This window comes from Sphingopyxis sp. (genome assembly GCF_016793825.1).
Lineage (GTDB): Bacteria > Pseudomonadota > Alphaproteobacteria > Sphingomonadales > Sphingomonadaceae > Sphingopyxis.
Map to the genome: position 1 here is coordinate 94319 of NZ_JAEULM010000050.1, position 24908 is coordinate 119226.

Below are 24908 nucleotides of genomic sequence, written 5' to 3' on the forward strand. Positions count from 1 at the left end.
GTCAGGACCCTAGCCGGCGCTGATCCGCTCGATATCCGCGCCGACAGCCTGCAGCTTTTCTTCCAGCCGCTCATAGCCGCGGTCGAGGTGATAGACGCGATTGACTTCGGTCATGCCCTCGGCGGCGAGGCCGGCGATGATCAGGCTCATCGAGGCGCGCAGGTCGGTCGCCATCACGGGTGCGCCGACAAGGCCTTCGACGCCGCGGACGATCGCGGTTCGGCCCTTGACCTGGATATCGCAGCCCATGCGCGCGAGTTCGGGGACGTGCATGTAGCGGTTCTCGAAGATCGTTTCGGTGAACAGCGACGCGCCGGTGCCTAGCGTGGCCATCGCCATGAATTGCGCCTGCATGTCGGTCGCGAAGCCGGGGTAGGGGGCGGTCGACAGCGTGACGGGCTCGGCGCGGCCCGACATCGCGACGCGAATGCCCGCCTTGGTCTCTTCGACCGTTGCGCCGGCTTCGCGCAGCGCGGCGAGCGTTGCGTCCATCTCGGCTGCGTTCGCGCCGACCAGTTCGACATCGCCCTGCGTGATCACCGCGGCGCAGGCATAGCTGCCCGCCTCGATCCGGTCGGCCATCACGCGGTAGGTTGCACCGTGCAGCCGGTCGACGCCTTCGATCGTCAGCGTCTCGGTGCCGATCCCGTCGATGTGCGCGCCCATCGCGACGAGGCAGTTGCAAAGGTCGACGATCTCCGGTTCGCGCGCCGCGTTTTCCAGGACGCAGGTGCCGCTGGCGAGCACTGCCGCCATGACGGCGTTTTCGGTGGCGCCGACCGATACGACCGGGAAGGTGAACCTGCCGCCCGCAAGCCGTCCGCCGGGAGCGCTCGCCTTTACATAGCCGGAGGCCAGCTCGATTTCGGCGCCAAAGGCTTCCAGTGCTTTCAGGTGGAGGTCGATCGGGCGGTTGCCGATGGCGCAGCCGCCAGGAAGCGAGACCGTCGCTTCGCCCGCGCGCGCGAGCAGCGGGCCGAGGACAAGGATCGATGCGCGCATCTTGCGGACGATGTCATAGGGCGCGACGGTCGAGGTGAGAGTGGTCGCGCGCGCGGTCATCACACGGCCGAAATCCTCGGGGCGCGAGCCTTCGATGGTCGTCGAGCAACCAAGCTGGTTGAGCAGATGGCCGAACCCGTCGACGTCGGCGAGCCGCGGCAGGTTGCGCAGCGTCAGCGGCTCGTCGGTGAGCAAGGCGCACGGCAACAATGTGAGCGCGGCGTTCTTGGCGCCGGAAATGGGGATACGGCCCTTGAGTCGCTGGCCGCCGCGAATGACGATCTGATCCATCGTCTGTCCTTAGCGCATGCATTGGCGCGCGCAAGCGGATGCGGAGGGCATTCCCGGTGGCGCGCCCTGTCAAAATGTGAAACACTTCGCGTCGATAGTCGAAGGATATGAGGGTCGTAGCGCAGAGAGTTCAACCGGGGAGAAATAGCTATGCGAAATCCTGCCGTCACGGTGATTGCCGCCGCATCGTTCGTCGCCAGCCAGTTCGTCGTCCCGTCCTTTGCGCAGACCTATCCCTATCCGCCGCCGACAGGATCGTCGGGGTACGATCAGGGCTATGCTGGCACGATCCGTTGCGAATCCTATGGGAACCGGCAGCAACGCTGCGATGTGCGAACCGACAATCGGGTCGAACTCGTCCGCGTGATCGGCGGGCGCTGTTCGAAGGGACGCGACTGGGGCTTTGACACCGACGGCATCTGGGTGTCGGGGGGCTGCCGCGCCGAGTTCCGCTATGGCTATGCTGGCGGAACCTATCCCGGCAATGATTTCGCAGGCACGCTGCGCTGCGAATCGCGGAGCAACCGTTATGAGCAATGCGCGGTGCAGACGAACGGGCGCGTGGAACTGGTGCGCAAGATCGGCGGCAAGTGCAACGCCGGCCGGCAATGGGGCTATGGCGCCGATTATATCTGGGTGACGAGTGGTTGCCGCGCCGAGTTCGGCTATGGCTATGCCAACCTGGCACCGCTGCCCGGACCTGAACCCGAAAAGAAGAAAGGGCCGAGCACCGGCCTGATCATCGGCGGCATCGTCGTTACCGGCGGCCTGATCGCGCTGCTCGCGAGCCAGAAGAAAAAGAAGGACGGCGCCGCCCCCGATGACAGCGCGACCGCGCAGCCGGGACAGGGGCCTGCGACGCTGACCGCCAATCTGAACGGCTTGCCGAGCGCCGCCCGGCCATCGGTGCAGAATTGCATGACCGATGCCGCGCGCCAGATCGGGGCGACCGGCGGAACCAATCTGTCCTATGACAAGCTCGTCTCGCTGGAACAGGGCAATGGCGGCTGGCGCATCCGCGCCGCGATGACCGCGACATATCCCGACGGCGCAAAATCGGTGGAGATGTATTGCCGCGCGACACCGAGCGATATCATCCAGCTCGATTTCAATTGAGGTCAGCGTTGGAGTGGGAGGCGGACGTTCGACAAATACGCTAAACTCCTCTCCCGCGGGCGGGAGGGGCAGCGAGACTTGCGAACTTGTTCGTTAGTCGCAGCGGGGTGGGCGCCTGAGACGGTGCTGCCTACCCCTAACCCCTCCCGCCTGCGGGAGGGGAGAAGAACGTCCGCAATCAATCACTACCGGCTATTCCCTCAGCCCCCGCAGCGCAGCGCCCGCCGCGAAGGGCCCGATCACCGTCAGCAGCAAACTCACTGCCGCCAGCAACTTCACCGCGCCGCGACCCGACGGGTCGAGCATACCGGCGCCGAAGATCAACATCGGCACCGCGAGCGGCAGGATCAGCAGCCCGCCGATCGCGCTGCCTCCTTTCAGGTTCGCGGTCAGCGCGGCACTGAGGAGCGCGAGCGAGGCGAGGGCGGGGATGGCGATGGCGATGCCGGTCGCCAGCGTTTCGACCCGCGCCGAATCCTGCGCCAGCAGGGCCGATGCGGGCAGCAGCGCGATCAGCAAGGGCAAGCCAAAACCAATGGCATGGGCGACGATCTTTACGGCGGCAATCAGCTCGTCGGCGAAGCCGCGCACGGCAAGCTGGTCGAGCACGCCTGCGTCCTTGTCGGGCTTCACCAGCCGGTCGATCGGCAGCAACGCCGACAGCAGCGCGGCGACCCAGACCATCCCGCCACCCGCGCGGCGCAGCAATGGGGCGTCGGGCCCGACCGCGAACGGGAAGGCGGTCGCGACGAGCAGGAAGAACAGGACGGGGAGCCAGAGCGCTCCGCTGCCCCACGCGCGCCTTAGGTCGCGCCAGAAGAGGGCGATGAGCGCGGTCATTCCGGAACCCCCCACCTCGTCATTGCGAGCGAAGCGAAGCAATCTCCAGCCATCGGCCTTCCGCGAGGCCGATGGCTGGAGATTGCCACGTCGCCCTCGGCGCCTCGTAATGACGGACGCGGGCTCACGCCAGCGCGCCCATGTCGAGTTCGGCCAGATCGGGAACGCCCAGCGCGAAATGCGAGGCCAGCAGCACGGCGCCTCCATTCGCGCGATGCTTCGCGATTCCCGCGACCAGCCGCGCCTGCGCCGCGTCGTCCATGCCGTTCGCGGGTTCGTCGAGCAGCCAGATCGGCGCTCCGCTGGCGATGACGCGCGCCATGGCGGCGCGTTTGCGCTGGCCGGTCGAGAGCATCGACACCGGGACTTCGGCGAGAGGCGCCAGCGCCATGTCGTCCATCGCGCGATCCACGGCATGGCCATCGACCGTGTCGATCCGCGCCCAGAAATCGAGCGCGCGGCGCAAGGGGAGTTCGGCGTCGAGCGCCGTCGCCTCGTCGATCAGTGCGATGCGCTCGCGGCGTTCGACGGTCCCCGCGGCGGGGCGGAGCAGGCCGGCGGCGAGGCGGATCAGGCTGGATTTTCCAGCGCCGTTGGGGCCACGCAGCCAGAGCGCGGCGCCGCGTTCCAGTGTCAGCGACAGGCGTACGAACAGCAGGCGGTCGCCGCGGATGCACGCCACGTCTTCCAGTCGCAGCAGCGCGGTCACGCCATGTCTTCCAGCGCGTGCATATCGTCGTCGGAAAAGCCGAAATGATGACCGATCTCGTGGATCAGGACGTGGCGGACCAGCCAGTCGAGCCGCTCGCCGCCCTCGATCCATTCGACGAGGATCGGGATGCGGTAAAGCGTGACCCGATCGGGCATCCCTCCGCTCTGCTCGATGCTGCGTTCGGTGAGCGGGCGGCCCTCGTAGAGCCCGGTCAGATCGTACGGATGCTCGATGTCGAGCGATTTCAGCACCTCGTCGTCGGCGAACTCCTCGATCGCGATCACGACGCCTTCGATATGCGGCCTGAAAACCTCCGGCAACGCATCGAGCGCAGTTTGCGCCATCGCGAACAGGGCATCGGCGTCGGGCGCCGCCCCCGTCCAGCCGGCCGGAAGTCCGGCAAGGGGCGTAATCGGGGGCGCGGTCTTGTCGCTCATCGCGCCCTTCCTTATGGCGGGAGGCGCAACTTGACCAGCGGGAGAAAAGACTTGGTCCAGAAACTCGACGATGCAGAGCGCGCCGCGCTGTTCGCGCGCTTTCCCGACTGGACGCACGAACCTGTGCGCGACGGCATCGTGCGGCAGTTCAGGTTCGACGATTTCGCGCAAGCCTTCGGCTTTATGGCAAGCGTCGCGATCCTTGCCGAAAAGATGGACCATCATCCCGAATGGTCGAACGTCTACAATCGCGTCGATATCCTGCTGACGACGCACGACGCGGACGGATTGTCCGAGCGCGACGTCGCGCTGGCCGAGGCGATCGAGGGACTGCTCTGACGCCATGATCCGGTTCGACCGATCCACCCAGTCGCTCGCGATCGGGGTCGCGATTCTGGCCGGGTTCGTCGACGCGATCGGCTTTGTCGAATCGGGCGGCTTTTTCGTGTCGTTCATGACCGGCAATTCGACGCGGTTCGCGGTGGGAGCCGCCGAAGTGCGGCAGGCGGCGTTGATCGCAGGGGGGCTGATCGCCCTGTTCGTGACCGGGGTGGTCGTCGGTTCGCTGCTGGCGGCGCGCGTCGGATCGAGGCGTACACCGGCCGTCCTGTCATTGGTCGCCATCCTGATGGTGGTCGCGGCGCCGATACGGCTGGGCGGCGGCGAATGGCCGGCCATCGCGTGCCTTGCCCTGGCGATGGGGCTGGTCAACGCCGCACTGGAAGGGAAGGACGGCGCCGTCGTCGGCGTCACGTACATGACCGGGACGCTCGTCCAGATGGGGCAAAAGATCGCCAACCGGCTGCGCGGGCAGGGGGACGGGCGCTGGTTTCATCACTTCGGATTGTGGGCCGCGCTTGTCGGCGGCGCGATCCTTGGCGCACGCACGGTTCTGTGGTCGGTTCCGCTCGCCTATGGCCTGGCGGCCCTGTTGGCCGGCGGACTGGTTATCCACGCGCTGCGCGCGGTGCGGCGGGCGGCCTAAGCCGGCCTTGCCTTCGCGGCGCGGCGGTTCCACAAGGGGTCAAGCAATAAAGTAACAAGGGGAGCCACCGCATGAGCGACAGCCTGCTGCGCCGCAAGACCATCGTTCCGGAACAGCAGGAAGGGCATGGCCTCGCCCGAACGCTCAGCTGGCCGCATCTGATCGCGCTGGGCGTCGGGGCGATCGTCGGTACGGGAATCCTGACGCTGATCGGGGTCGGTGCCGACAAGGCAGGCCCCGCGGTGATCCTGTCGTTCGCGGTGGCAGGCCTGATCTGCGCGTGCGCCGCGCTTGCCTATGCCGAGATGGCGACGATGATCCCTGCGTCGGGCAGCGCCTATACCTACAGCTATGTCGTGATCGGCGAGTTGATCGCGTGGATCGTCGGCTGGAGCCTGATCCTGGAATATTCGCTGGTGGTAAGCGCCGTCGCGGTCGGCTGGTCAGGCTATGCCGCCCCCTTGCTGCAAGCCTGGGCCGGCGTGCCGATGGCGCTGATGCAGGGGCCCGAGCTTGGCGGGATCGTCAACCTGCCGGCGATCGCGATCATCGCGATCGTCGCCGGCATGCTGCTTTACGGCACGCGCGAAAGCGCGACGGTCAACGCGATCCTGGTGGTGGTGAAGATCATCGCGCTCGCGGTGTTCGTCGCCCTGGCGCTGCCGGCCTTCGATGCCGCGAACCTAGAACCGTTCAGCCCCTATGGCTTTGCCAAGCATATGGCGCCCGATGGCGTCGAGCGCGGCGTGATGGCGGCGGCGGCGATCATCTTCTTTGCCTTCTATGGCTTCGATGCCATCGCGACCGCGGCCGAAGAGACCAAGAATCCCGACCGCGATCTCAAGATCGGGATCGTCGGATCGATGGTCATCTGTGTGCTCATCTATGTCGCCGTGGCCGTCGCGGCGGTCGGAGCGATCAGCTATAGCCGGTTCGCGAACAGCCCCGAACCGCTGGCGCTGATCCTGCGCGAACTGGGTCAGCCTGGTGCGGCGAAATATCTTGCGCTTTCGGCGGTGATCGCGTTGCCGACGGTGATCCTCGCCTTCTTCTTCGGGCAGAGCCGTATCTTCTTCACCATGGCCCGCGACGGATTGCTGCCCAGCGGCCTTGCGAAGCTTTCGGCGCGCGGAACGCCGGTGCGTATCACGATCTTCACCGCGATCGTCGTTGCGATCCTGGCCGGTTTCATCCCGCTCGACGAACTGGCGGCGCTGGCGAACGCCGGCACGCTCGCGGCGTTTACCGCGGTGTCGGTGTGCATGCTCGTCATGCGCCGCCGCGCGCCGGACGCGCCGCGCACCTTCCGCACGCCGATGCCCTGGGTCGTGGGCGGCATCGCCGTGCTTGGCTGCATCTACCTGTTCCTCAGCCTGCCAGCGAAGACGCAGATATGGTTTGGGATATGGAATGTGGCGGGGCTTGGCGTCTATTTCGCTTATGCGCGGCGCAATGCGATAGCGGACTGAGTTCCTCCCCATGCCTTCGGCAGGGGAGGAACGCATCGTCAATCGAACAGGTCGCTGAGAAAGCTCTTCGTATAGCTCTTCTTCTTGTAGGGCTTGGCGTAATGACGATCATCGTCATAGCCGCGCTCGCGATATTGCGGCTGCGGCGTGGTCTGGCGCGGTGGCGGCGGGGCGCCGGCGCCTTCGCTACGTTCGATGATCTTGTCGAGTTCGCCGCGGTCCAGCCAGACGCCGCGGCATTGCGGACAATAGTCGATCTCGATCCCCTGACGCTCCGACATCGTCAAATTCACGCGGCAGGAAGGGCAAAGCAGCCCCTGGGCATCGGTCACGGATGTTCCTTTCATGCAATGCGCGGCCAGAATGACCGCCGTACAGGTTGGAACGCCGGTCGCCGATTTGCGTTCCCGGGACAGGAAAAGCCCCGCCGCCGCCCGGGGAAGCGGCTGCGGGGCCAGTGGGGTGCCGCGCTGTCTTCAGCTATCGGCTTCAAAGACCAGCAAGTCGCCCGGCTGGCATTCGAGTTCGTTGCAGATCGCCTCGAGCGTCGAAAAGCGCATCGCCTTGGCCTTGCCGGTCTTGAGGATCGACAGATTGGCCAGCGTGATGCCGATGCGGTCGGACAGGTCGGTCAGCGTCATCCGCTTCGCGTGAAGCAGGTCATCGAGTTTCACGACGATCGCCATCACACCGTCCCCTCCAACTCGTCGCGCATTGCCGCGCCGCGTTCGAAGACGGCCGCGAGGACGAAGGCGAGCAGGATCGACAATATGCCGTTGAGGTCGATCCCGCCCATGTCGGCGAACTGGCTCGTCGGGACCGCGATGCTTCGCGCGATCGACCCCAGCGGCAGCGCAAGCAGCTGCACCGCGACGAGCGCCCAGCCGATGTGACGGAGCCGGGCGGCGTTGGCGGGAATGAACGGGTCGCTCGACGCGCTGGCGACGAGCGCCTGCAGTTTGCGCAAGATGAAGACCGCGACGGCCAGCACCATGGCGAGAATGCCGAGCAGTGCGAACAGCGGTGGCCGGATCGTTGCGGGATCGATGAAGACTTCGCTGTCCTTTACCCCGACCGCGATGTCGGGCCAGATCACGACCAGTGCGCCGGCGGCGGCCATCACGAACAGAAAGGCCGCCGCGACGAGCGCCAGCATCAGCCAGAGCAGTCCACGGGTCGCGCCCAGCAGGGTCGAATGGTCTTTAGGCATATCGTTCTCCGATAGTTTGATTATCGAAAAACGATATATTCCGATTCTGCCTTATCGTCAATCGATATTATCGAAAAACGATAATGCCCTTCGTCACCCCGGCGGAGGCCGGGATCTCGCCGGTGCGCAGATGTTCGACGGAGAGATTCCGGCTTCCGCTGGAATGACGATGCCTGTTGGGCGAGGTTGGCGCTCAGGTAGCAGCCCAGTCGAACCCCAATGGCGCTTCCCGAAACGCAAAGCGATCGAGGTGGCGCGCCACCACGCCTTTCATCGCCTCGACATGGTCGTCGCTGCTGGCGTCGATGCGGACGGACAGGGCGTCGGATCCGGCATCGAACGTCACCAGTGCATCATCCGTCCATGTCGCGCCGCGCGCATCCTTGGGAAAGGTCACGGTGCCATGCTCGGGGGTGAACTCGACCGCCAGATTGTGCTGCCAGTGCTTGCACAATTGTTGCAGATATTTGCTCGCATGCGCGGTGGGGATCTTGGCGATGCTACTGGTCATCACAGCCGCTCGATCTTCTGAGCTGCCTCGTCGATCAGACCGACGATGTCGTGCAGCGTCGCCTCATCGAGGTCGCGATCGCCCAGACGGTTCATCAGCACCGCCCTCAGGTTCCCCATGGCACGGCGGACCGACGCGCTGTCCGTGCGCTGGCGTTCTTCGCCAACTTCGGTGAGGCGCGCGATCAGCCGTTCGACGACATCCTTGTTCGCGGCCAGTTCGGCCTGGCCGCCGTCGGTAATGGCGAACAGCTTTTTCGCGCCGTCGCTGTCGGCCGCCTCGATCAGCCCCATGTCGCCCAGCAGGGTCAGGGTGGGGTAGATGACGCCCGGACTCGGCGCATAGGCGCCGCCGGTCAGATCCTCGATCTGGCGAATGAGGTCATAGCCGTGGCGTGGCTCGTCGGCGATCAGCTTCAGCAGCACGAGCCGCAGCTCGCCGCTGTCGAACATGCGCCGGCGACGGCCCTGGCCTTCGTCGTCATGTCCGTGGCGCCCGCCGAAGCCGCGCCCGAACCCGCGTCCGTGCCCAAAGCCGCCGTGACGCATCGCCTGTCGCATTTCGTGGTGCATGGCATGGCGCTTGTCGCAACCATGCCGGTTCATTCCATGTCGCATTTTCTTCTCCTTCATGCAATTCGATGTTTCTAAGATATATCTTGAAACAAACTTTGCAAGTCATCGCGGAATATTTTTCGATCGGCGTGGCGGGGAGCTTTTCCGCCATTGCATCCGCCATTGCGCTTGACTCCCCGATGCGGATCGCTATCAGGCGCCCCGTGTTGCAGCGGGTTCGCTCGTGGCAATTCCGTCCGAGACAGTTGGTGAAGGGGATTGGCCCTTCTTAATTTCCAGCCGAGACGGGGAACAGTCTTCTTCGGTCGCCCGCCTGATTGCCAGGCGTTCGCGGCTTGACCGACCCCATCGGACATCGTTGCGCGAAAGACAGGCGGGATGCGTCCCATGTCTGTCGTTTGCGTGTGTTAGCCGCCCGGCGGCGCGTGCGTTTCGACGCCTGCGCATCCGGGCAGATGAGTGGAGTATAGGCATGGATCGTACGGAAAAGGCCGAAGCCGTATCCTCGCTGAACGCTACGCTGTCGTCAGCTGCCGCTGTTGTGGTCGTCCGCAACCTTGGCATGACCGTCGCCCAGTCGACGGTGCTGCGCCAGCAGATGCGCGATGCAGGAGCCGACTTTCGCGTCACGAAGAACCGTCTTGCCAAAATCGCGCTCGATGGCACGTCCTACACCGGTATCGGCGACCTGCTGACCGGTCCCACGGCCCTTGCAACCTCGACCGATCCGGTCTCGGCTGCGAAGATCGCCGTGGAATTTGCCAAGACCAATGATCGGCTTGAGATCGTTGGCGGCGGCATGGGCGACGTGGTGCTCGACGTTGATGGCGTGAAGGCGCTGGCTTCGCTTCCCTCGCTTGACGAACTGCGTGCCAAGATCATCGGTCTTGTGCAGGCTCCGGCCACCAAGGTTGCGCAGATTGCCGCAGCTCCGGCCGGCCAGTTGGCGCGGGTTTTTGGCGCATATGCCGCCAAAGAAGCAGCGTGATTTCGAACTGAACTGAAACTTACTGCCGGGACATCCCGGCTCTGATGGAGAATGAACATGGCTGATCTTGCAAAGATCGTTGAAGAACTGTCGTCGCTGACCGTCCTCGAAGCGGCTGACCTGTCGAAGCTGCTCGAAGAAAAGTGGGGCGTTTCGGCTGCCGCTGCCGTCGCCGTTGCTGGCCCGGCCGCTGCCGCTGCTGGCCCGGCTGCTGAAGAGCAGACCGAATTCGACGTCATCCTGACGGGTGACGGCGGCAACAAGATCAACGTCATCAAGGAAGTCCGCGCGATCACCGGCCTGGGTCTTGGCGAAGCCAAGGCGCTTGTCGAAGGCGCGCCGAAGGCCGTCAAGGAAGGCGTGAGCAAGGCGGAAGCCGAAGAGCTGAAGGCGAAGATCCTCGCCGCCGGCGGCACCGTCGAGCTGAAGTAATGCAGCCGGATTTCGGCAGGTTCGCCTGCCGAGGTTCGCCAAGGAAAAAGGGCGGTGCCGCAAGGCGCCGCCCTTTTTCCTTGGCGTGATAGCGGGTTAGTTGCGCGTCCAGCCGGGCTTCAGGTCGGCGCGGGCCGTGCGGCCGCGTTCAAGTCGGCGAACTTCCTGTTCGGCCGGCATGGCGGGCGCTTGGCGCTGGGAAATTTCCCATGCGCTGACTGGCTTGCGCGCCGGTTCGGCCGGCTGCGCGCTGGCTAGGGTCGCGTCATATGCCGCGCGTTCCTGCCGATCGAGAAAGCGCGCGCGGGCTAGCCGTTTGCTGAGCGTCGAGAAGGGATTCTCGGGCGTGGGGCCTGCCATCGCGATGGCTTCGTGGCGTCCCATGCTGCCACTCGGCGCGGCGGCGAAGGTCGGCGTGCTTGCGGGGTCCGCCGGTCGGGGTTCGGGCGTCGGAGCGATTTCCTCGCGTGCCGCGAAGGCCGGCTCCGCTGCGGGGACCCATTCGGTGCCGGTCGCGCTTTCGTCGAAGGTCCACACCTCGCTCGACACGCGGCGACGGCGAGCGAAAGCAAGGCCGGCACTGCCGACGATCAACAGCGCCGCTGCCCCCCCGGCGATCTCCCAGGGAAAGCCGCTGCTGTTTGTCGCGGTCGTTTCGACAGGCGCCGCAACGACGTCGGCGGCGGGCTGGACAGGCTCGGTCTTCGGCGCCGCAATCGGCGCGGCAACCTCCGCGGGGGCGGCGGACGATAGGGGATCAGCGGCTGGCGCTGCGGCGGCGCGAGCCGTCGCTGTCGGGGCCGGAGCGGCCGCGCGCTGCGTCGGGCGTTCGGCGCGTGCCCGTGCCGGAGGCGCGGCGGCGTCGCGTTCGGTCGCCCTCGAAACGGGCGGCAGGTCGAGCGGCACGCGAATGACCGGCTGCGCCGCCGGCGCTTCGGCGGGAGCGGCAACCGTCGTGGGCGGCTGGATCGTCGGCGGTGCCGGGGTCGTCGGTGCGGCGACCGGCGGGGTCATCGGCACGATCGGCGCATCCTGCGCAAAGGCGGCGGGGGTGGACAGGGCCAGGAACGCGGCAATCGCGCTCGCGGCGGGACGGATAGGGGGAGCAATTTTCGTCATAGTGAAGGGGCAACGAACCGCGCGGCAAAAGCGCTGCCAAAGCAGGCCGCTTCCGCGACGAGCCGTGCGCCCCCGACGGTGCGGTGAGGATTTCATAGCAGTTCGTCGCGGCTTCGGACCGGCTTCGCGGCGGTCCGTGACGGCGTCCGTCGCCCGAAAGTGACAGTGATTTTGCGCTTTGATGGCGGGCCAGTCACCAAAGGGTCATGGCGGTGCAACCTTGCCATGATCAAAGCGCGGCATGCGAACCGACCTATCTCCGACGAGAGTGCCCGCCCCGCTGCGTGATACGCAGCGCCTGCTGTTCATCGCCAAACATGCCCGCTGGACGGGGGGACTTCATCCCGACGACGGCAACCATGCCCTCTACCACCGCGAGATGCGCGAGACGCTGGAACAGATCGGCATGCCGCTGCTGATCGCGGACAGTTATCCTGCGCTGTTCGACCCGCCGGGCGCCGATTTCGTCTTTCCGCTGCTCAATCGTGGCGGCTTTTTCAATTCCGAAATGCTGGTGCCGCTGCTCTGCAACCGGCTTGCGATCCCGTATCTCGGCGCATCGCCGATCGTTCGCGGGCTGTCCGACGACAAGCATCTCACCAAGCTGGAAGCGGCGGCGCGGGACGTCCCCACGGCGCCGTGGGCATTGTTCCGTCGCGGCGCGCCCGTCGATGTGCTGCGGTGCCCGCCGGCGCGCCGCTGGGTGATCAAGCCGAACAACAGTTCGGCGTCCTGGGGTGTGCGCGACGCACGGGACCGCGTCGAACTGGCGCGGTCGATCACCGAAATCCATGCGTTGGACCATGATGCGATCGTTGAACCCTTCATCGACGGCAGCGATGTCGAGGTTCCCGTCATCACGCTGGACGGTGCCCCGGCGATGCTGCCGATGCTGGTCTTCGAACAGGATGATCCCACGCAGCTGCGCACTTACGAGGAGAAACGCGATCTGGCTGGACACGTCGGTTATACGATCCGCGAAGTCGGCGACCGCGATATCGCGGCGCGGATCGCGGAATATGCCGACCGCATGGTCGAGGTTTTCCGCCCCTTCGACTATGGGCGGTTCGAATTTCGTGTCGATGCGCGGACCGGCGATATCCGGCTGCTCGAAGTCAATCTCAACTGCAATCTCTGGTCCGAAAAGCTGTTTGCACGTGCGGCGACGCTGGCCGGCTTCTCCCACCGCGACCTTGTCGAGACAATCGTCGCGGAAAGCATGATCCGTCAGATCCGGCCCAGCGTACGGCGGAACGCGGCATGACCGGTTCGATCCTGATCCTTGCCGGTCGCCGTGCCGGCGCGATCGATGCGCTGGCCGAAGCTTATGGCGTGGGCGACAAATGCCTTGTCCCGGTCGCCGGCCGCGCGATGATCGCACATGTGCTCGACAGCGCGGCGCGGACTGGCGCGACGCGGATCTTCATCTCGACCCATCACGCGACCTTGCTCGACGATCTTGCCGATCCGGTCGTCGACCGTCTGGGGCCGCGGCTGGAGGTGGTTCGTGCGGCGGACAATCTGGCGGATTCGATCCTGGCAGTTGCCGACAAGGCGGATTTTCCGCTGTTTGTCACGACGGCCGACAATTGCCTGCTGACCGCCGAGACGATCGCCGAGATCGGCAAGGAAGCCGAACGGCTCGGCGTCGGGGCAGGGGTGGCGCTGGCGCGGCGCGAGGATGTTCTGGCGGCTCACCCAGAGGGGCAGCGGCGCTTCTATGAATTTTCGGACGTCGCCGTGTCCAACTGCAATGCCTATTGGATCGGCGATCGCGGCGCGCTCCGCGCGGCGGAGGCGTTTCGCGGCGGCGGCCAGTTCGTGAAGAAGCCGGTCCGCGTGATGCGGGCGTTCGGTATCGTCAACCTGCTACGCTTCCGCTTCGGCCTGGGTCCGATCCATCACATCTTCCAGCGCATTTCACGCAAGCTTGACGTCGATGTCGCCCCGCTGCTGGTCCGCAACGGGGCGATGGCGATCGATGTCGACAACGAGCGCTCGCTGCGTGTGACCGAGGCGTTGATGGCGGGCGCCGGCGAGGTCAGTCCGCCACCCAGTTTCCGTGGAACCCCGGCGGCACGCGGTGCGGCAGGTGAACGACGGCTTGCGGTGATCCGGTAAAATCATCGGCATTCAGGATGACGAGGTCGGTGGTCTCGTCGTTCATGTCGACGACGAGGCCGATCAGCCAGCCGTCATCCTCGGCGCCGGCTTCGCCTCTGGGTACGAAAACGAACTCGCCGGGGTGACGGCCGGACCCGAAATCGTGGATGGCGGTCGTGCCTTGCTCCAGATCGTGGCGGAACAGCCGCGTATCGGCGAGCGCCCATTCGGACGAAACGCCGTCGGGGATCGCGACGCTGTAGATATAGCGATAGGGGCGAGTGGTCAGGCGCTCGTCGTAACGCGGGAATTCCTGTGCATGATCGTGGACGACGGTGCGCACGGTCGTGCCGGCCGCCGGATCGATCATCCAGCGTTCCATGCGCGACTTTTCGCTGTCGGGCCCGCGCTTCGAACTGGCGAACATCGTCTCGTGCGCGACGACATCGACCACCACCTTGCCGTCGGCGGTCTCGTGGGCGTTGGCGGGGTGGAAGACATAGCAAGGCTCGACGGGCACCCAGACGACGTCGTCGCCACGGCCCTTGCGGGGGAGAAGGCCGACACGCGCCTGATGGGCGTCGTTCCATGCATAAGGAAAGCGATAGCCGCCGAGCAGCATCTTCATCGAAAAGGTAACGGGCAGGTCGAAGACGAGCACGTAATTTTCGGTGATCGCGCAGTCGTGGATCGACGGGCCGTCGCTGACCGCGATCGCTTCCTCGCGAACGACGTGCGCGTCCTTGTCGAGGACGACGTGCCAGACCTTGTTCGGCTCGTCGCCTTTATAGGTGATGGCGTGGAGTTCGCCGGTCGCGGGGTCTTCGTGCGGATGTGCGGTATAGCTTCCGGCGAGGGTCCCGTCGAAGGGGTTGTGGGCGAGCGTGTTCAATTCATAGCCCAGCTCGACCGGCTTGCCGCCCGCCTCGACGATCGCAAAGGTCCGGCCGGCGATGCCGACGACATTGGTGTTGGGCGCGTCGAAACCGCCCTCGGCCCGCGTGCCCGGGGGGATCGGTTCGCCGAGCACGGCGCACGCCTCGGTGCCGCGAACCCAGCGGTTGCGATACCAGTCGGCCTTGCCGTCCGCGATCCGGATGCCATGGACCATGCCGGCGCCACTGAACCAGTGATAGCTCGCCGGGTCGGGTTCGGCGGCGGGATTGGGGCCATTGCGCAGGTAGCGGCCAGTGAGGCTGGTCGGAATTTCGCCGTCGATGCGCAGGTTTTCCAGCGTCACCTCTTCTTCCATCGGTTTGTGGATGCCGGTCAGGAACGGGTGCGCATCGGTGGGTCGGGGCAGGCGCTTGCGATTGAAATCGGCGACCTTGCCGATGCCTTTGGTAACGGCGCCGCGGATCAGGGTCTCTACATTGCTCGCCATGTCGATGCTCCTTGGGCGGAAGGATGGAAACGCGACTATGCAGCGGGGGCTTGCAAGGCCGACTCGGAATGTTTACGGTGACAACATGAGCGAAGAAGATAACAGTGTCAACATGGAAAATGGCGGCGGCAAGAGTGCGGGTTCCTATCATCACGGCGACCTGCGCGCCGCGGTGATCGCGGCCGGGCTGAAGCGGCTGGAGAGTGGTGACAGTGCCGAGCTGGGGCTGCGCGCGCTCGCCCGCGACGTCGGGGTCAGCGCGACGGCGCTGTATCGCCATTTTCCCGACAAGGAGGCGCTGCTCGACGCGCTTGCCGACGAGGGGTTGCGCCGGTTGGGCGCGCTGCAGGCGCAGGCCTGGCTCAAGGCGGGCGGGGGGCGGACCGGGTTCCTCGCCACCGGCGTCGCCTATGTCCGCTTCGCGCACGAAGAGCCGGCCGTCTTTCGCCTCAGCTTCACACGCCAGATGCTCGAACGAAAGCAGGGCGGCGGCGATGGCGGAGAGGTCGCCTATAGCCTGCTTCGCGCGGGCGTGGCGCAGACGATGGCGCATCTGGACGATCCGGAGGTGGCGGCGCTGCACGCCTGGTCGCTGGTCCACGGCCTGGCGATGCTGGTCCTCGACCGACGGATCGACTGGGACGAGGCGCGCATCGAACAGATTGTCGGCATGACGTTCGGCGGGGTCGACTAGTCCCCGAAAAGGCATGATTTCGCGGTGAATAGGGTTTAGAGCGCAGCGAATGTTAGCGGTTTATTTTCCAGTTCCGGGCTAGCGGACGGTTATGACGCGGTCGCTCTCATCCGGAGTCGAGGCGGCGCTCTGGTCGCTGCTTACGGCGTTCGGCTATTTCCTGCTGGCCAGCCTGTCGCTCTATGCGACCAAGGGCGCGGACAATATCGCCGCGGTCTGGCCGCCGAGCGGCTATTTCCTCGCGCTGCTGCTCCTGATGCCCGCGCGGGCGCAGTTCGCCTCGTTCGCGGGGATGGCGGCGGCGAGCTTTGCTGCGAATATGCTTGCCGGTACGCCGCCGCTTCCCGCGGCCGGCTTCACGCTTGCGAACGCATGCGAAGCCTTTGTCGCGCTGTGGCTGATTCGCCGCCGTCATACGGGCGAGCTATCCTTCATGGTGCCGCGTTCGGTCGGTGATTTCTGCATCGCGACGCTGTCCGCCAGCGCGCTCAGCGCGTCGATCGCCACGGGGCTTGCCGGCACCGGCATCGATTTCTTTTTCTCGTGGCTCACGACGGTCGGGCTCGGCATGTTGATCGTCACGCCGCCGATCGTGATGCTCGCCCGGATGATCGATACAAAGGCGCTCGACAATATGTCGGCGCGAATGAAGACCGAGGCGGTCCTGATCCTGACCGCCGCCGCGGCGGTGACCGCGACGGCTTTTTCGCAATCGCATTTTCCGGTGACCTTCCTCCCGTGCATCGCGGTGGTCGCCGCCGCCTATCGACTGGGGCCGTTCGGCGCCGCGACGGGAATGCTGATCGTGACGATCATCGCGTCGTTGCTGACCGGGCAGGGCGTAGGGCCGATCGCCGCGATCGCCGACAGCCAGAAGGTCAAGGTGCTGTTCCTGCAATTCTATCTGGTTGCGCTGCTTTTCACGACGTTGCCGCTGGCGGCGCTGCTCGTCGTGCAGCGGCGGCTCGCGAGGCGGCTCGAACAGAGCAATCGCTGGCTGATCCAGGCCGAGGCGGCGGCGCTCGTCGGCCATTGGCGCGTCGACCTGGTCGACTGGACGATCCAATGGTCCGACCAGACCTATCGCGTTCACGGTCTTGAGCCTGGAACGCCCGTCGATGTCGATTACAGCGTCCAGCAATATGTCGACGAGGACGCCGTGGCGGTGCGCAGGGTGCTGGCCGAGGCGGTTCGGACCGGACAGGCGTTCGAATATCAAGGGCGCATCCGGCGCACCGATGGCGAGATACGCCATGTGAAATCGCACGGATCGATCGAAATGAACCGCGCCGGCAAGGCCGTCGGCATCTTCGGCACCGTGCAGGACGTCACCGAGACGGTCGAGAACGCGCGAATCCTGGAGGCGGCGCGCAGCGCGGCCGAACGGGTGGCAAACACCGACATGCTGACCGGGTTGCCCAACCGGCGCCACACTTTGGCGTTCCTCGAGAAGGCGCTCGTCGGTGCGCGCGAAAATGGCGCGCCGCTGGCCGTCGCGATCTTTGACATCGACCATTTCAAGCGGATCAACGATGCGCATGGGCACGCCGTCGGGGATGCGGTGATCCGCCGCGTCGCGCAGCGGGCGAAGGCGGTGCTGCGCGATTGCGACATGGTCGGACGGATCGGCGGCGAAGAGTTCGTCTGTGTCCTGCAACGGTCGAGCGCGCAGGCGGCGGAAATTGTCGCCGAGCGCGTGCGCAAGGCCGTCGAGGCGGGCACGGCAAAGGAAAAGGCGCTGCCAAACGCGACGATCAGCATAGGTCTGGCCCTGTACGCCGGCGAACCCGACGCCGAGGAGTTGCTGCACCGCGCCGATCAGGCGCTGTATTCGGCGAAGCGCGATGGACGAAACCGCCTTCGAATGGCGGCGTAAGCCGACGTTAAATGCTTGGGCAGGCGGGCTATTTCCGCTATCGTCGGGTCTTGCAACCGATGCGGAGGCTTCCATGGACCGGGACGATATGATGGTGGGGCGGCGGATGATGCTGGCGGGCGCCTTTTCGGCTGCGGGGCTTGCGGTCATGCCCGCCGCGCTGGCGAAGACGACGGCCGGCGGTTTCAAGGGTTTGATCGGCAATGCGTCGGACGGCGCGCTCGACCGGCTGGCACAGCCCGGTGCCTTCTACGCCGATACTGCGGTGCGCATTTTGCTGCCGGGCGGGGGTGGCAAGCTGGCGTCGAAATAGCTCGGCGCCGGCGATAAGCTGGGCCTGACGACCAAGCTCACCAAAAGCCTGAACGACGCGGGCGGGAAAGCAGCGGGCGAGGCCAAACCCGTGTTCCGCGCCGCGATTGACAATATGGGCTGGAATGACGTGCCGTCGCTGGTGTCGAAAAAGGATGGGGCGACGCGCTATCTGCAATCGAGCGCTGGCGGCGTACTGAACGAAAAGGTGCGACCGCTGATCGCCGGCGCGCTCGACGACGTCGGTGCCTATCGTCAGCTCGACCAGTTGGCGAGCAACAGCCAGCTTCTCTCGGTCGCGGGGATCAGCCGCGACCGGCTGACGGACTCGGTCACCGAACAGGCGCTGAAAGGTATCTTCCTGTACATGGGGAATGAAGAGGCGGCGCTGCGGAAGAACCCGGGTAAATTGCTCAAGGGGATATTCTAGCGGTCGGTTTTGACCCGTTGCGAACCTGAATTTCTTCCCGTCGCTGCGCGACAGGGAGGATATTCCTTGTCGTCATCCCGGACGTGATCCGGGATTCACAGCAGCGCTGCGGAAATGGATCCCGGATCAAGTCCGGGATGACGAAGGTGAAGGACGGACCGCGTCCCACCCCGTTCCTGCCTTTCGCTCCCACTCCAAACGCATTGACGGCAATCGACCGATTGCGGACGTTCGGTCAGGCTTTGCCTCTGATGTCGCGCCAATATTCTTCTGCGACATCCTCATCAATCTCTACGGGCATCGAACTTCCCGGATAAAGTCGATCCTTTCCGTCCTTTCGGGGTCCGGAAATCCAAAATCGATCACCGCTGTCTTCAGCTATGTGATTATATTTGTATCCGTCTCCAACTTTCCCAAACGTCCGGCCCCCATAGTGAACCGAACGACCTGATTTTGAGAAGGTAACTCTACCAATCCTGGCGGGACCATTAGACCCTGCGGACTTGTCTTCGATATACATGATGCGCGTTTTAGGCTTGGACATGAGACGTTCTTAATTCCCGGCTTGTTCGCTTTCCACCCCCATACAGACTTTACGCCATTAGTCCGTATCGAACCCCGCGAGCGCGATGGCGTCGATTTCGATGCGGAAACCGAAGTGTAGCGGGCCTGTGGGGACCACCGTTCTGGCGGGACGCACGTCTCCGAAAAATTCGCGGTACGCCCGATCGACTTCGCCCCAGTCGGCGATGTCGCTGAGATAGACTGTCGTCCTGAGTACGTGGGCGGGTCCGGTACCGGCGCTTTCGAGAACGTCTTTGAGATTCCGGAGCGCTTGCGCAGCCTGGTCTTGAAAGGGAGCATCGGCCAGCGACGTGTCGCGGCCGGGCCGCAAAGGCAGTTGGCCGGACACGAAGACGAGGCCGCCGCCCGTCGTGAAGGGTGAATAATGTGGGCCAAGCGGTGCCTGGGGCGTCATGGACGATCCTTCCATCTGTAATCGGTCGGGTGATCTTCGGAAATGCCGCGAGCCCGATCAACCCCGACACGGCGAAACACGATAAAATAGGCGGGCCCATTTGACATGAAGAACCCCGGTTCCTATATGGCCGTCACACCCCATCGTCCGAGATAGAGCCTGCCTTTGCGCAGCGGGCTGTACGGATAGGGCGGCGGGGATTTCGACAGCGTTGTGAAGCTGCGGTAAACCGGCAACGGTTGCCTGCGGCTTTTTTCGCGTCGGAGCGCTCGCGACCTGATTTTTCTTAAGGCGAGACAATCATTTATGGCGACCAAGGCGAAGTCGGTGGGCAAGGCCCTCGAAGCAACCGCGACCAAGCGTATCCGCAAGCTGTTCGGCAATATCCACGAAGCGGTGGAAATGCCCAACCTCATCGAGGTGCAGCGCGAATCCTATGAGCAGTTCCTGCGCTCCGATCCCTCGATCGGCTATGTGTCCGGCCTGGAAAAGACGCTGCGCAGCGTTTTCCCGATCCGCGATTTCGCCGGCACCGCCGAGCTCGACTTCGTTCATTATGAACTCGAGTCGCCGAAATATGACGTCGATGAATGCCGTCAGCGCGGCATCACCTATGCGGCGCCGATGAAGGTCACGCTGCGCCTGATCGTCTTTGAAGTCGACAGCGAAACCGACACCCGTTCGGTCCTCGATATCAAGGAGCAGGACGTTTACATGGGCGACATGCCGCTCATGACCGAGAACGGTACCTTCTTCGTGAATGGTACCGAGCGCGTCATCGTGTCGCAGATGCACCGTTCGCCGGGTGTGCTGTTCGATCACGATCGCGGCAAGACCCACTCGTCGGGCAAATATCTCTTTGCCGCGCGCGTCATTCCGTATCGCGGTTCGTGGCTCGACTTCGAGTTCGACGCCAAGGACATCGTCAACGTCCGTATCGACCGCAAGCGCAAGCTGCCGGTCACCAGCCTGCTGTACGCGCTGGGCATGTCGGGCGAGGAAATCCTCAACCACTTCTATGATCGCCTCGTCTTCGAGCGCGCCGAAAACGGCTGGAAGGTTCCGTTCGTCGTCGAAAACTGGCGCGGTTCGAAGCCCGCGTTCGACGTCGTCGATGCGAAGACCGGCGAAGTCGTATTCGCCGCCGGCCACAAGATCAGCCCGCGCCTTGCCAACAAGGCGGCGAAGGACGGTCTCGACACGCTGCTGATCCCGACCGAGGAAATCTTCGGTCGCTATTCTGCCTATGACCTTGTCAACGACGCCACCGGCGAGATCTACATCGAGGCCGGCGACGAAGTGACCGCCGAAAGCCTCGAAAAGATCGATGCGGCGGGTCTCGACAAGCTCGTCCTGCTCGACATCGACCACAACAACACCGGCCCCTGGATCCGCAACACGCTGAAGGCCGACAAGGCTGAGGACCGCGATCAGGCGCTTTCGGACATTTACCGCGTCATGCGCCCCGGCGAGCCGCCGACGCGCGAAACCGCGGAAGCGCTGTTCGATGGCCTGTTCTTCGACGGTGAGCGTTATGACCTGTCGGCCGTCGGCCGCGTCAAGCTCAACATGCGTCTTGGCCTCGATGCCGAGGATACGGTCACCACGCTGCGCAGCGAAGACATCCTCGCCGTGGTCAAGGAGCTGGTGAACCTGAAGGACGGCAAGGGCGAGATCGACGATATCGACAATCTCGGCAACCGCCGCGTCCGTTCGGTCGGCGAGCTGCTGGAAAACCAGTATCGCGTCGGCCTGCTCCGCATGGAGCGCGCGGTGAAGGAGCGCATGTCGTCGGTTGACGTGTCGACGGTGATGCCGAACGACCTGATCAACGCGAAGCCCGCGGTCGCCGCGGTGCGCGAATTCTTCGGTTCGTCGCAGCTTTCGCAGTTCATGGACCAGACCAACCCCTTGTCGGAAGTCACCCACAAGCGCCGCGTGTCGGCGCTTGGGCCTGGCGGTCTGACCCGCGAACGCGCGGGCTTCGAAGTCCGCGACGTCCATCCGACCCACTATGGCCGCATCTGCCCGATCGAAACGCCGGAAGGCCCGAATATCGGTCTGATCAACAGCCTCGCGACCTTTGCGCGGGTCAATAAGTACGGCTTCATCGAGACGCCGTATCGCAAGATCATCGACGGCAAGGTGACCAACGAGGTCGTCTATCTGTCGGCGATGGAGGAATCGAAGCACACGGTCGCGCAGGCGAACGCCGATCTCAACCCCGACGGCAGCTTCATCGACGAGCTGATCTCGGCACGCGAGGCGGGCGAATTCCTGATGGCGCCGCGCGATCAGATCACGCTGATGGACGTGTCGCCGAAGCAGCTCGTTTCGGTCGCGGCGTCGCTGATCCCGTTCCTGGAAAACGATGACGCCAACCGCGCGCTCATGGGATCGAACATGCAGCGTCAGGCCGTTCCGCTGCTCCGCGCTGAGGCTCCGGTTGTCGGTACGGGCATGGAAGGCACCGTGGCGCGCGATTCCGGCGCGGCGATCGCGGCGCGCCGCGGCGGCGTGATCGATCAGGTCGATGCGACCCGTATCGTCATCCGCGCGACCGACATGGTCGAACCCGGCAAGTCGGGCGTCGATATCTATCGCCTGCAGAAGTTCCAGCGTTCGAACCAGTCGACCTGCATCAACCAGCGTCCGCTGGTGAAGGTTGGCGACGTCGTCCGCACGGGCGACATCATCGCCGACGGCCCGTCGACCGAGCTTGGCGAACTGGCGCTCGGCAAGAATGTGCTCGTCGCGTTCATGCCGTGGAACGGCTACAATTATGAGGACTCGATCCTCATCAGCGAACGCATCGTGAAGGATGACGTCTTCACCTCGATCCACATCGAGGAATTCGAAGTCACCGCGCGCGATACGCGCCTTGGGCCCGAAGACATCACCCGCGACATTCCGAACGTAGGCGAGGAAGCGCTCCGCAATCTCGACGAAGCGGGCATCGTCTACATCGGCGCCGAAGTCGGCCCGGGCGACATTCTGGCGGGTAAGATCACGCCGAAGGGCGAAAGCCCGATGACGCCGGAAGAAAAGCTGCTGCGCGCCATCTTCGGCGAAAAGGCCAGCGACGTGCGCGACACGTCGCTCCGCCTGCCGCCGGGTGTGTCGGGCACGGTCGTCGAGGTTCGCGTTTTCAACCGTCACGGCATCGACAAGGACGAACGCGCGATCGCGATCGAACGCGAGGAAATCGAGCGTCTGAAGCAGGATGCCGATGACGAACGCGCGATCCTCAACCGTGCAACCTTCTCCAGCCTCAAGGATCTGCTGATCGGCCAGACGACCAGCGCGGTGCCGAAGGGCCTGAAGAAGGGCGACGTCGTCAGCGAGGAGGTGCTCGTCGAGCTTGACCGCGCCGACTGGTGGAAGCTCGCCGTTGTCGATGACAAGGCGCAGACTGCGCTGGAGGCGATCAAGGCGCAGTATGACGACGCGATCAAGCGGATCAACGCGAAGTATGAAGATCGCGTCGAAAAGCTGCAGCGCGGCGACGAACTCGCCCCGGGCGTGCTCAAGATGGTCAAGGTTTTCGTCGCCATCAAGCGCAAGCTGCAGCCGGGTGACAAGATGGCCGGCCGTCACGGCAACAAGGGCGTCATCAGCCGCATCCTGCCGAACGAGGACATGCCGTTCCTCGAAGACGGGACGCCGGTCGATATCGTGCTGAACCCGTTGGGCGTGCCGTCGCGCATGAACGTCGGGCAGATCTTGGAAACGCACCTTGGCTGGGCCTCGCGCGGGCTTGGCAAGCAGGTGACCCAGGCGCTGGAAGAATGGCGCGATGCCAATCCCGATGCCGCCGGCGGTCAGATGCCGGAAGCGGTGCGGGAGTCGCTCGAGCATGTCTATGGCGCCGAATATGTCGACGACATCAAGTCGCGCGATGCCGGCAGCATTGTCGAGCTGGCGTCGAACCTGAAGGTCGGCGTGCCGTTCGCGACGCCGGTGTTCGACGGCGCGAAGGAAGCCGATGTCACGAACATGCTGACCCTCGCGGGCCTGCATGAATCGGGTCAGTCGGACCTGTACGACGGCCGCACCGGCGACAAGTTCGACCGCAAGGTGACCGTGGGCTACATCTATATGCTGAAGCTCCACCACCTGGTCGACGACAAGATCCACGCGCGGTCGATCGGCCCGTACAGCCTCGTCACCCAGCAGCCGCTGGGCGGTAAGGCGCAGTTCGGCGGTCAGCGCTTCGGCGAAATGGAAGTGTGGGCCCTCGAAGCCTACGGTGCCGCCTACACGCTGCAGGAAATCCTCACGGTCAAGTCGGACGACGTGGCCGGCCGTACGAAGGTCTACGAGGCCATCGTTCGCGGCGAGGACAATTTCGAAGCGGGCATCCCCGAGTCCTTCAACGTTCTGGTCAAGGAGCTGCGCTCCTTGGGCCTCAACGTCGAACTCAACCAGCGCGGCTACTAAGCGATACGGGAGAGCGTAATGCAGAACGAGATCGCGAATCTTTTCGGCGCACCGGCCAAGCCGCTGCAGTTCGACCAAATCCAGATCATGATCGCGAGCCCGGATCAGATCCGGGCTTGGTCGCACGGCGAAATCAAGAAGCCCGAGACGATCAACTATCGTACCTTCAAGCCCGAGCGCGACGGCCTGTTCTGCGCGCGTATCTTCGGGCCCATCAAGGATTACGAGTGCTTGTGCGGCAAGTACAAGCGCATGAAATACAAGGGCATCGTCTGCGAGAAGTGCGGCGTGGAAGTCACCTTGTCGAAGGTGCGCCGCGATCGTATGGGCCATATTGAGCTGGCCTCGCCGGTCGCTCACATTTGGTTCCTGAAGTCGCTGCCCAGCCGCATCGGCTTGCTGCTCGACATGACGCTGCGCGACCTCGAGCGCGTGCTGTATTTCGAGAACTATGTGGTCGTCGAGCCGGGTCTCACCCCGCTCAAGATGCACCAGTTGCTGTCCGAAGAAGCCTTCATGAAGGCGCAGGACGAGTACGGCGACGACGCGTTCCAAGCGTTGATTGGTGCGGAAGCGATCAAGCGTCTCCTCGGCGAAATCCGCCTCGAGGAAGAAGAAGAGCGCGTGCGCGAGGAGCTCAAGGAGACGAGCTCCGACGCCAAGCGCAAGAAGCTGGTCAAGCGTCTGAAGATCGTCGAAGCCTTCGTCGAATCGGGCAACAAGCCCGAGTGGATGGTGATGGAAGTCATTCCGGTCATTCCGCCGGAATTGCGTCCGCTCGTTCCGCTCGATGGCGGCCGCTTCGCCACGTCCGATCTCAACGACCTCTATCGTCGCGTCATCAACCGCAACAATCGTCTGAAGCGGCTGATGGAGCTGCGCGCGCCCGACATCATCGTGCGCAACGAAAAGCGCATGCTGCAGGAGGCCGTCGACTCGCTGCTCGACAATGGCCGCCGCGGCCGCGCGATCACCGGCACCAACAAGCGGCCGCTGAAGTCGC

General features: G+C 64.5%; 25 protein-coding genes and 1 pseudogene. 14 read left to right on the forward strand and 12 right to left on the reverse strand.

Annotated elements, in window-relative coordinates:
* Positions 1–9: 9 nt before the first annotated feature.
* The gene (gene murA, locus JNM03_RS17680; protein ID WP_294038654.1) at positions 10–1293 is read right to left on the reverse strand and encodes a UDP-N-acetylglucosamine 1-carboxyvinyltransferase; all 1284 of its coding nucleotides are present in this window, start codon (positions 1291–1293) and stop codon (positions 10–12) included.
* A 150-nt stretch (positions 1294–1443) separates the two neighbouring features.
* Between murA and JNM03_RS17685 the strand changes: the two genes are divergently transcribed.
* Complete coding sequence (locus tag JNM03_RS17685; protein ID WP_294038656.1) at positions 1444–2409, forward strand: DUF3011 domain-containing protein; 966 nt, start codon at positions 1444–1446, stop codon at positions 2407–2409.
* Between the two features lie 192 nt (positions 2410–2601).
* Here JNM03_RS17685 and JNM03_RS17690 read toward each other — a convergent pair whose 3' ends face one another.
* From JNM03_RS17690 to JNM03_RS17700, 3 genes are all read right to left on the reverse strand, one after another.
* Positions 2602–3249, reverse strand: a complete 648-nt coding sequence (locus JNM03_RS17690) for a heme exporter protein CcmB (protein ID WP_294038657.1) — start codon at positions 3247–3249, stop codon at positions 2602–2604.
* A 124-nt stretch (positions 3250–3373) separates the two neighbouring features.
* A complete protein-coding gene (gene ccmA / locus JNM03_RS17695) occupies positions 3374–3958 on the reverse strand; it encodes a heme ABC exporter ATP-binding protein CcmA (protein ID WP_294038659.1) in 585 nt (194 codons plus the stop codon).
* On the reverse strand, positions 3955–4398 hold the full coding sequence (locus JNM03_RS17700) for a metallopeptidase family protein (protein ID WP_294038661.1): 444 nt from the start codon (positions 4396–4398) through the stop codon (positions 3955–3957). Before JNM03_RS17700 ends, ccmA begins: the two co-directional genes overlap by 4 nt.
* A 51-nt stretch (positions 4399–4449) precedes the next feature.
* Between JNM03_RS17700 and JNM03_RS17705 the strand changes: the two genes are divergently transcribed.
* The 3 genes from JNM03_RS17705 (at position 4450) to JNM03_RS17715 (ending at position 6852) form a co-directional block, all read left to right on the forward strand.
* Positions 4450–4737, forward strand: a complete 288-nt coding sequence (locus JNM03_RS17705; RefSeq protein WP_294038663.1) for a 4a-hydroxytetrahydrobiopterin dehydratase — start codon at positions 4450–4452, stop codon at positions 4735–4737.
* A 4-nt stretch (positions 4738–4741) separates the two neighbouring features.
* Positions 4742–5383 (forward strand): YoaK family protein, encoded by a 642-nt coding sequence (locus tag JNM03_RS17710; protein ID WP_294038664.1) that lies wholly within the window; start codon positions 4742–4744, stop codon positions 5381–5383.
* Between the two features lie 71 nt (positions 5384–5454).
* Positions 5455–6852, forward strand: coding sequence for an amino acid permease (locus JNM03_RS17715; RefSeq protein ID WP_294038665.1), 1398 nt, complete (start codon positions 5455–5457; stop codon positions 6850–6852).
* A gap of 38 nt (positions 6853–6890) precedes the next feature.
* Here the strand turns inward: JNM03_RS17715 and JNM03_RS17720 are convergent, their stop codons facing one another.
* The 5 genes from JNM03_RS17720 to JNM03_RS17740 form a co-directional block, all read right to left on the reverse strand.
* A complete protein-coding gene (locus tag JNM03_RS17720; RefSeq protein ID WP_294038666.1) occupies positions 6891–7184 on the reverse strand; it encodes a zf-TFIIB domain-containing protein in 294 nt (97 codons plus the stop codon).
* A gap of 144 nt (positions 7185–7328) precedes the next feature.
* Positions 7329–7538: a helix-turn-helix transcriptional regulator gene (locus JNM03_RS17725; protein ID WP_294038668.1), complete on the reverse strand. Its 210-nt coding sequence runs from the start codon at positions 7536–7538 to the stop codon at positions 7329–7331.
* On the reverse strand, positions 7538–8062 hold the full coding sequence (locus tag JNM03_RS17730) for a DUF2975 domain-containing protein (protein WP_294038669.1): 525 nt from the start codon (positions 8060–8062) through the stop codon (positions 7538–7540). Before JNM03_RS17730 ends, JNM03_RS17725 begins: the two co-directional genes overlap by 1 nt.
* A gap of 193 nt (positions 8063–8255) precedes the next feature.
* The gene (locus JNM03_RS17735; RefSeq protein WP_294038671.1) at positions 8256–8573 is read right to left on the reverse strand and encodes a DUF2218 domain-containing protein; all 318 of its coding nucleotides are present in this window, start codon (positions 8571–8573) and stop codon (positions 8256–8258) included.
* Entirely contained in the window at positions 8573–9133 is a 561-nt protein-coding gene (locus JNM03_RS17740; protein WP_294038706.1) for a PadR family transcriptional regulator, read from the reverse strand. The genes JNM03_RS17735 and JNM03_RS17740 overlap by 1 nt, the downstream gene beginning before the upstream one ends.
* Before the next feature lie 487 nt (positions 9134–9620).
* Here JNM03_RS17740 and rplJ point away from each other — a divergent pair, with 487 nt between their 5' ends.
* Together rplJ and rplL are read left to right on the forward strand one after the other, a co-directional pair.
* Positions 9621–10136, forward strand: coding sequence for a 50S ribosomal protein L10 (gene rplJ / locus JNM03_RS17745; protein WP_294038673.1), 516 nt, complete (start codon positions 9621–9623; stop codon positions 10134–10136).
* A gap of 57 nt (positions 10137–10193) precedes the next feature.
* A complete protein-coding gene (gene rplL / locus JNM03_RS17750; protein ID WP_294038675.1) occupies positions 10194–10568 on the forward strand; it encodes a 50S ribosomal protein L7/L12 in 375 nt (124 codons plus the stop codon).
* A 96-nt stretch (positions 10569–10664) separates the two neighbouring features.
* Here rplL and JNM03_RS17755 read toward each other — a convergent pair whose 3' ends face one another.
* Complete coding sequence (locus JNM03_RS17755) at positions 10665–11687, reverse strand: hypothetical protein (RefSeq protein ID WP_294038677.1); 1023 nt, start codon at positions 11685–11687, stop codon at positions 10665–10667.
* Positions 11688–11955: 268 nt separating this feature from the next.
* Between JNM03_RS17755 and JNM03_RS17760 the strand changes: the two genes are divergently transcribed.
* Together JNM03_RS17760 and JNM03_RS17765 are read left to right on the forward strand one after the other, a co-directional pair.
* Complete coding sequence (locus JNM03_RS17760; protein ID WP_294038679.1) at positions 11956–12951, forward strand: phosphoribosylglycinamide synthetase; 996 nt, start codon at positions 11956–11958, stop codon at positions 12949–12951.
* Positions 12948–13808: an NTP transferase domain-containing protein gene (locus JNM03_RS17765; RefSeq protein WP_294038681.1), complete on the forward strand. Its 861-nt coding sequence runs from the start codon at positions 12948–12950 to the stop codon at positions 13806–13808. The genes JNM03_RS17760 and JNM03_RS17765 overlap by 4 nt, the downstream gene beginning before the upstream one ends.
* Here the strand turns inward: JNM03_RS17765 and JNM03_RS17770 are convergent.
* Positions 13729–15174: a carotenoid oxygenase family protein gene (locus tag JNM03_RS17770; RefSeq protein ID WP_294038683.1), complete on the reverse strand. Its 1446-nt coding sequence runs from the start codon at positions 15172–15174 to the stop codon at positions 13729–13731. The two genes, JNM03_RS17765 and JNM03_RS17770, sit on opposite strands and share 80 nt — an antisense overlap.
* Before the next feature lie 85 nt (positions 15175–15259).
* Between JNM03_RS17770 and JNM03_RS17775 the strand changes: the two genes are divergently transcribed.
* The 4 genes from JNM03_RS17775 (at position 15260) to JNM03_RS17790 (ending at position 18486) form a co-directional block, all read left to right on the forward strand.
* Positions 15260–15868, forward strand: coding sequence for a TetR/AcrR family transcriptional regulator (locus JNM03_RS17775; RefSeq protein ID WP_294038685.1), 609 nt, complete (start codon positions 15260–15262; stop codon positions 15866–15868).
* A gap of 91 nt (positions 15869–15959) precedes the next feature.
* Positions 15960–17744, forward strand: a complete 1785-nt coding sequence (locus JNM03_RS17780; RefSeq protein WP_294038687.1) for a sensor domain-containing diguanylate cyclase — start codon at positions 15960–15962, stop codon at positions 17742–17744.
* A 73-nt stretch (positions 17745–17817) separates the two neighbouring features.
* Positions 17818–18057 carry a hypothetical protein gene (locus JNM03_RS17785; RefSeq protein ID WP_294038689.1) on the forward strand — a complete coding sequence of 80 codons (240 nt, stop codon included), beginning with the start codon at positions 17818–17820 and terminating at the stop codon, positions 18055–18057.
* Between the two features lie 24 nt (positions 18058–18081).
* The gene (locus tag JNM03_RS17790) at positions 18082–18486 is read left to right on the forward strand and encodes a DUF4197 domain-containing protein (RefSeq protein ID WP_294038708.1); all 405 of its coding nucleotides are present in this window, start codon (positions 18082–18084) and stop codon (positions 18484–18486) included.
* Between the two features lie 601 nt (positions 18487–19087).
* On the opposite strand, the gene JNM03_RS17795 is transcribed toward JNM03_RS17790, so the two are convergent.
* Positions 19088–19465, reverse strand: a complete 378-nt coding sequence (locus tag JNM03_RS17795; RefSeq protein ID WP_294038691.1) for a RidA family protein — start codon at positions 19463–19465, stop codon at positions 19088–19090.
* A gap of 306 nt (positions 19466–19771) precedes the next feature.
* Here JNM03_RS17795 and rpoB point away from each other — a divergent pair, with 306 nt between their 5' ends.
* Together rpoB and JNM03_RS17805 are read left to right on the forward strand one after the other, a co-directional pair.
* Positions 19772–23905 (forward strand): DNA-directed RNA polymerase subunit beta, encoded by a 4134-nt coding sequence (gene rpoB / locus JNM03_RS17800; protein ID WP_294038693.1) that lies wholly within the window; start codon positions 19772–19774, stop codon positions 23903–23905.
* Positions 23906–23923: 18 nt separating this feature from the next.
* Positions 23924–24908 (forward strand): annotated as a pseudogene (locus tag JNM03_RS17805) (DNA-directed RNA polymerase subunit beta'); the annotation flags it as partial.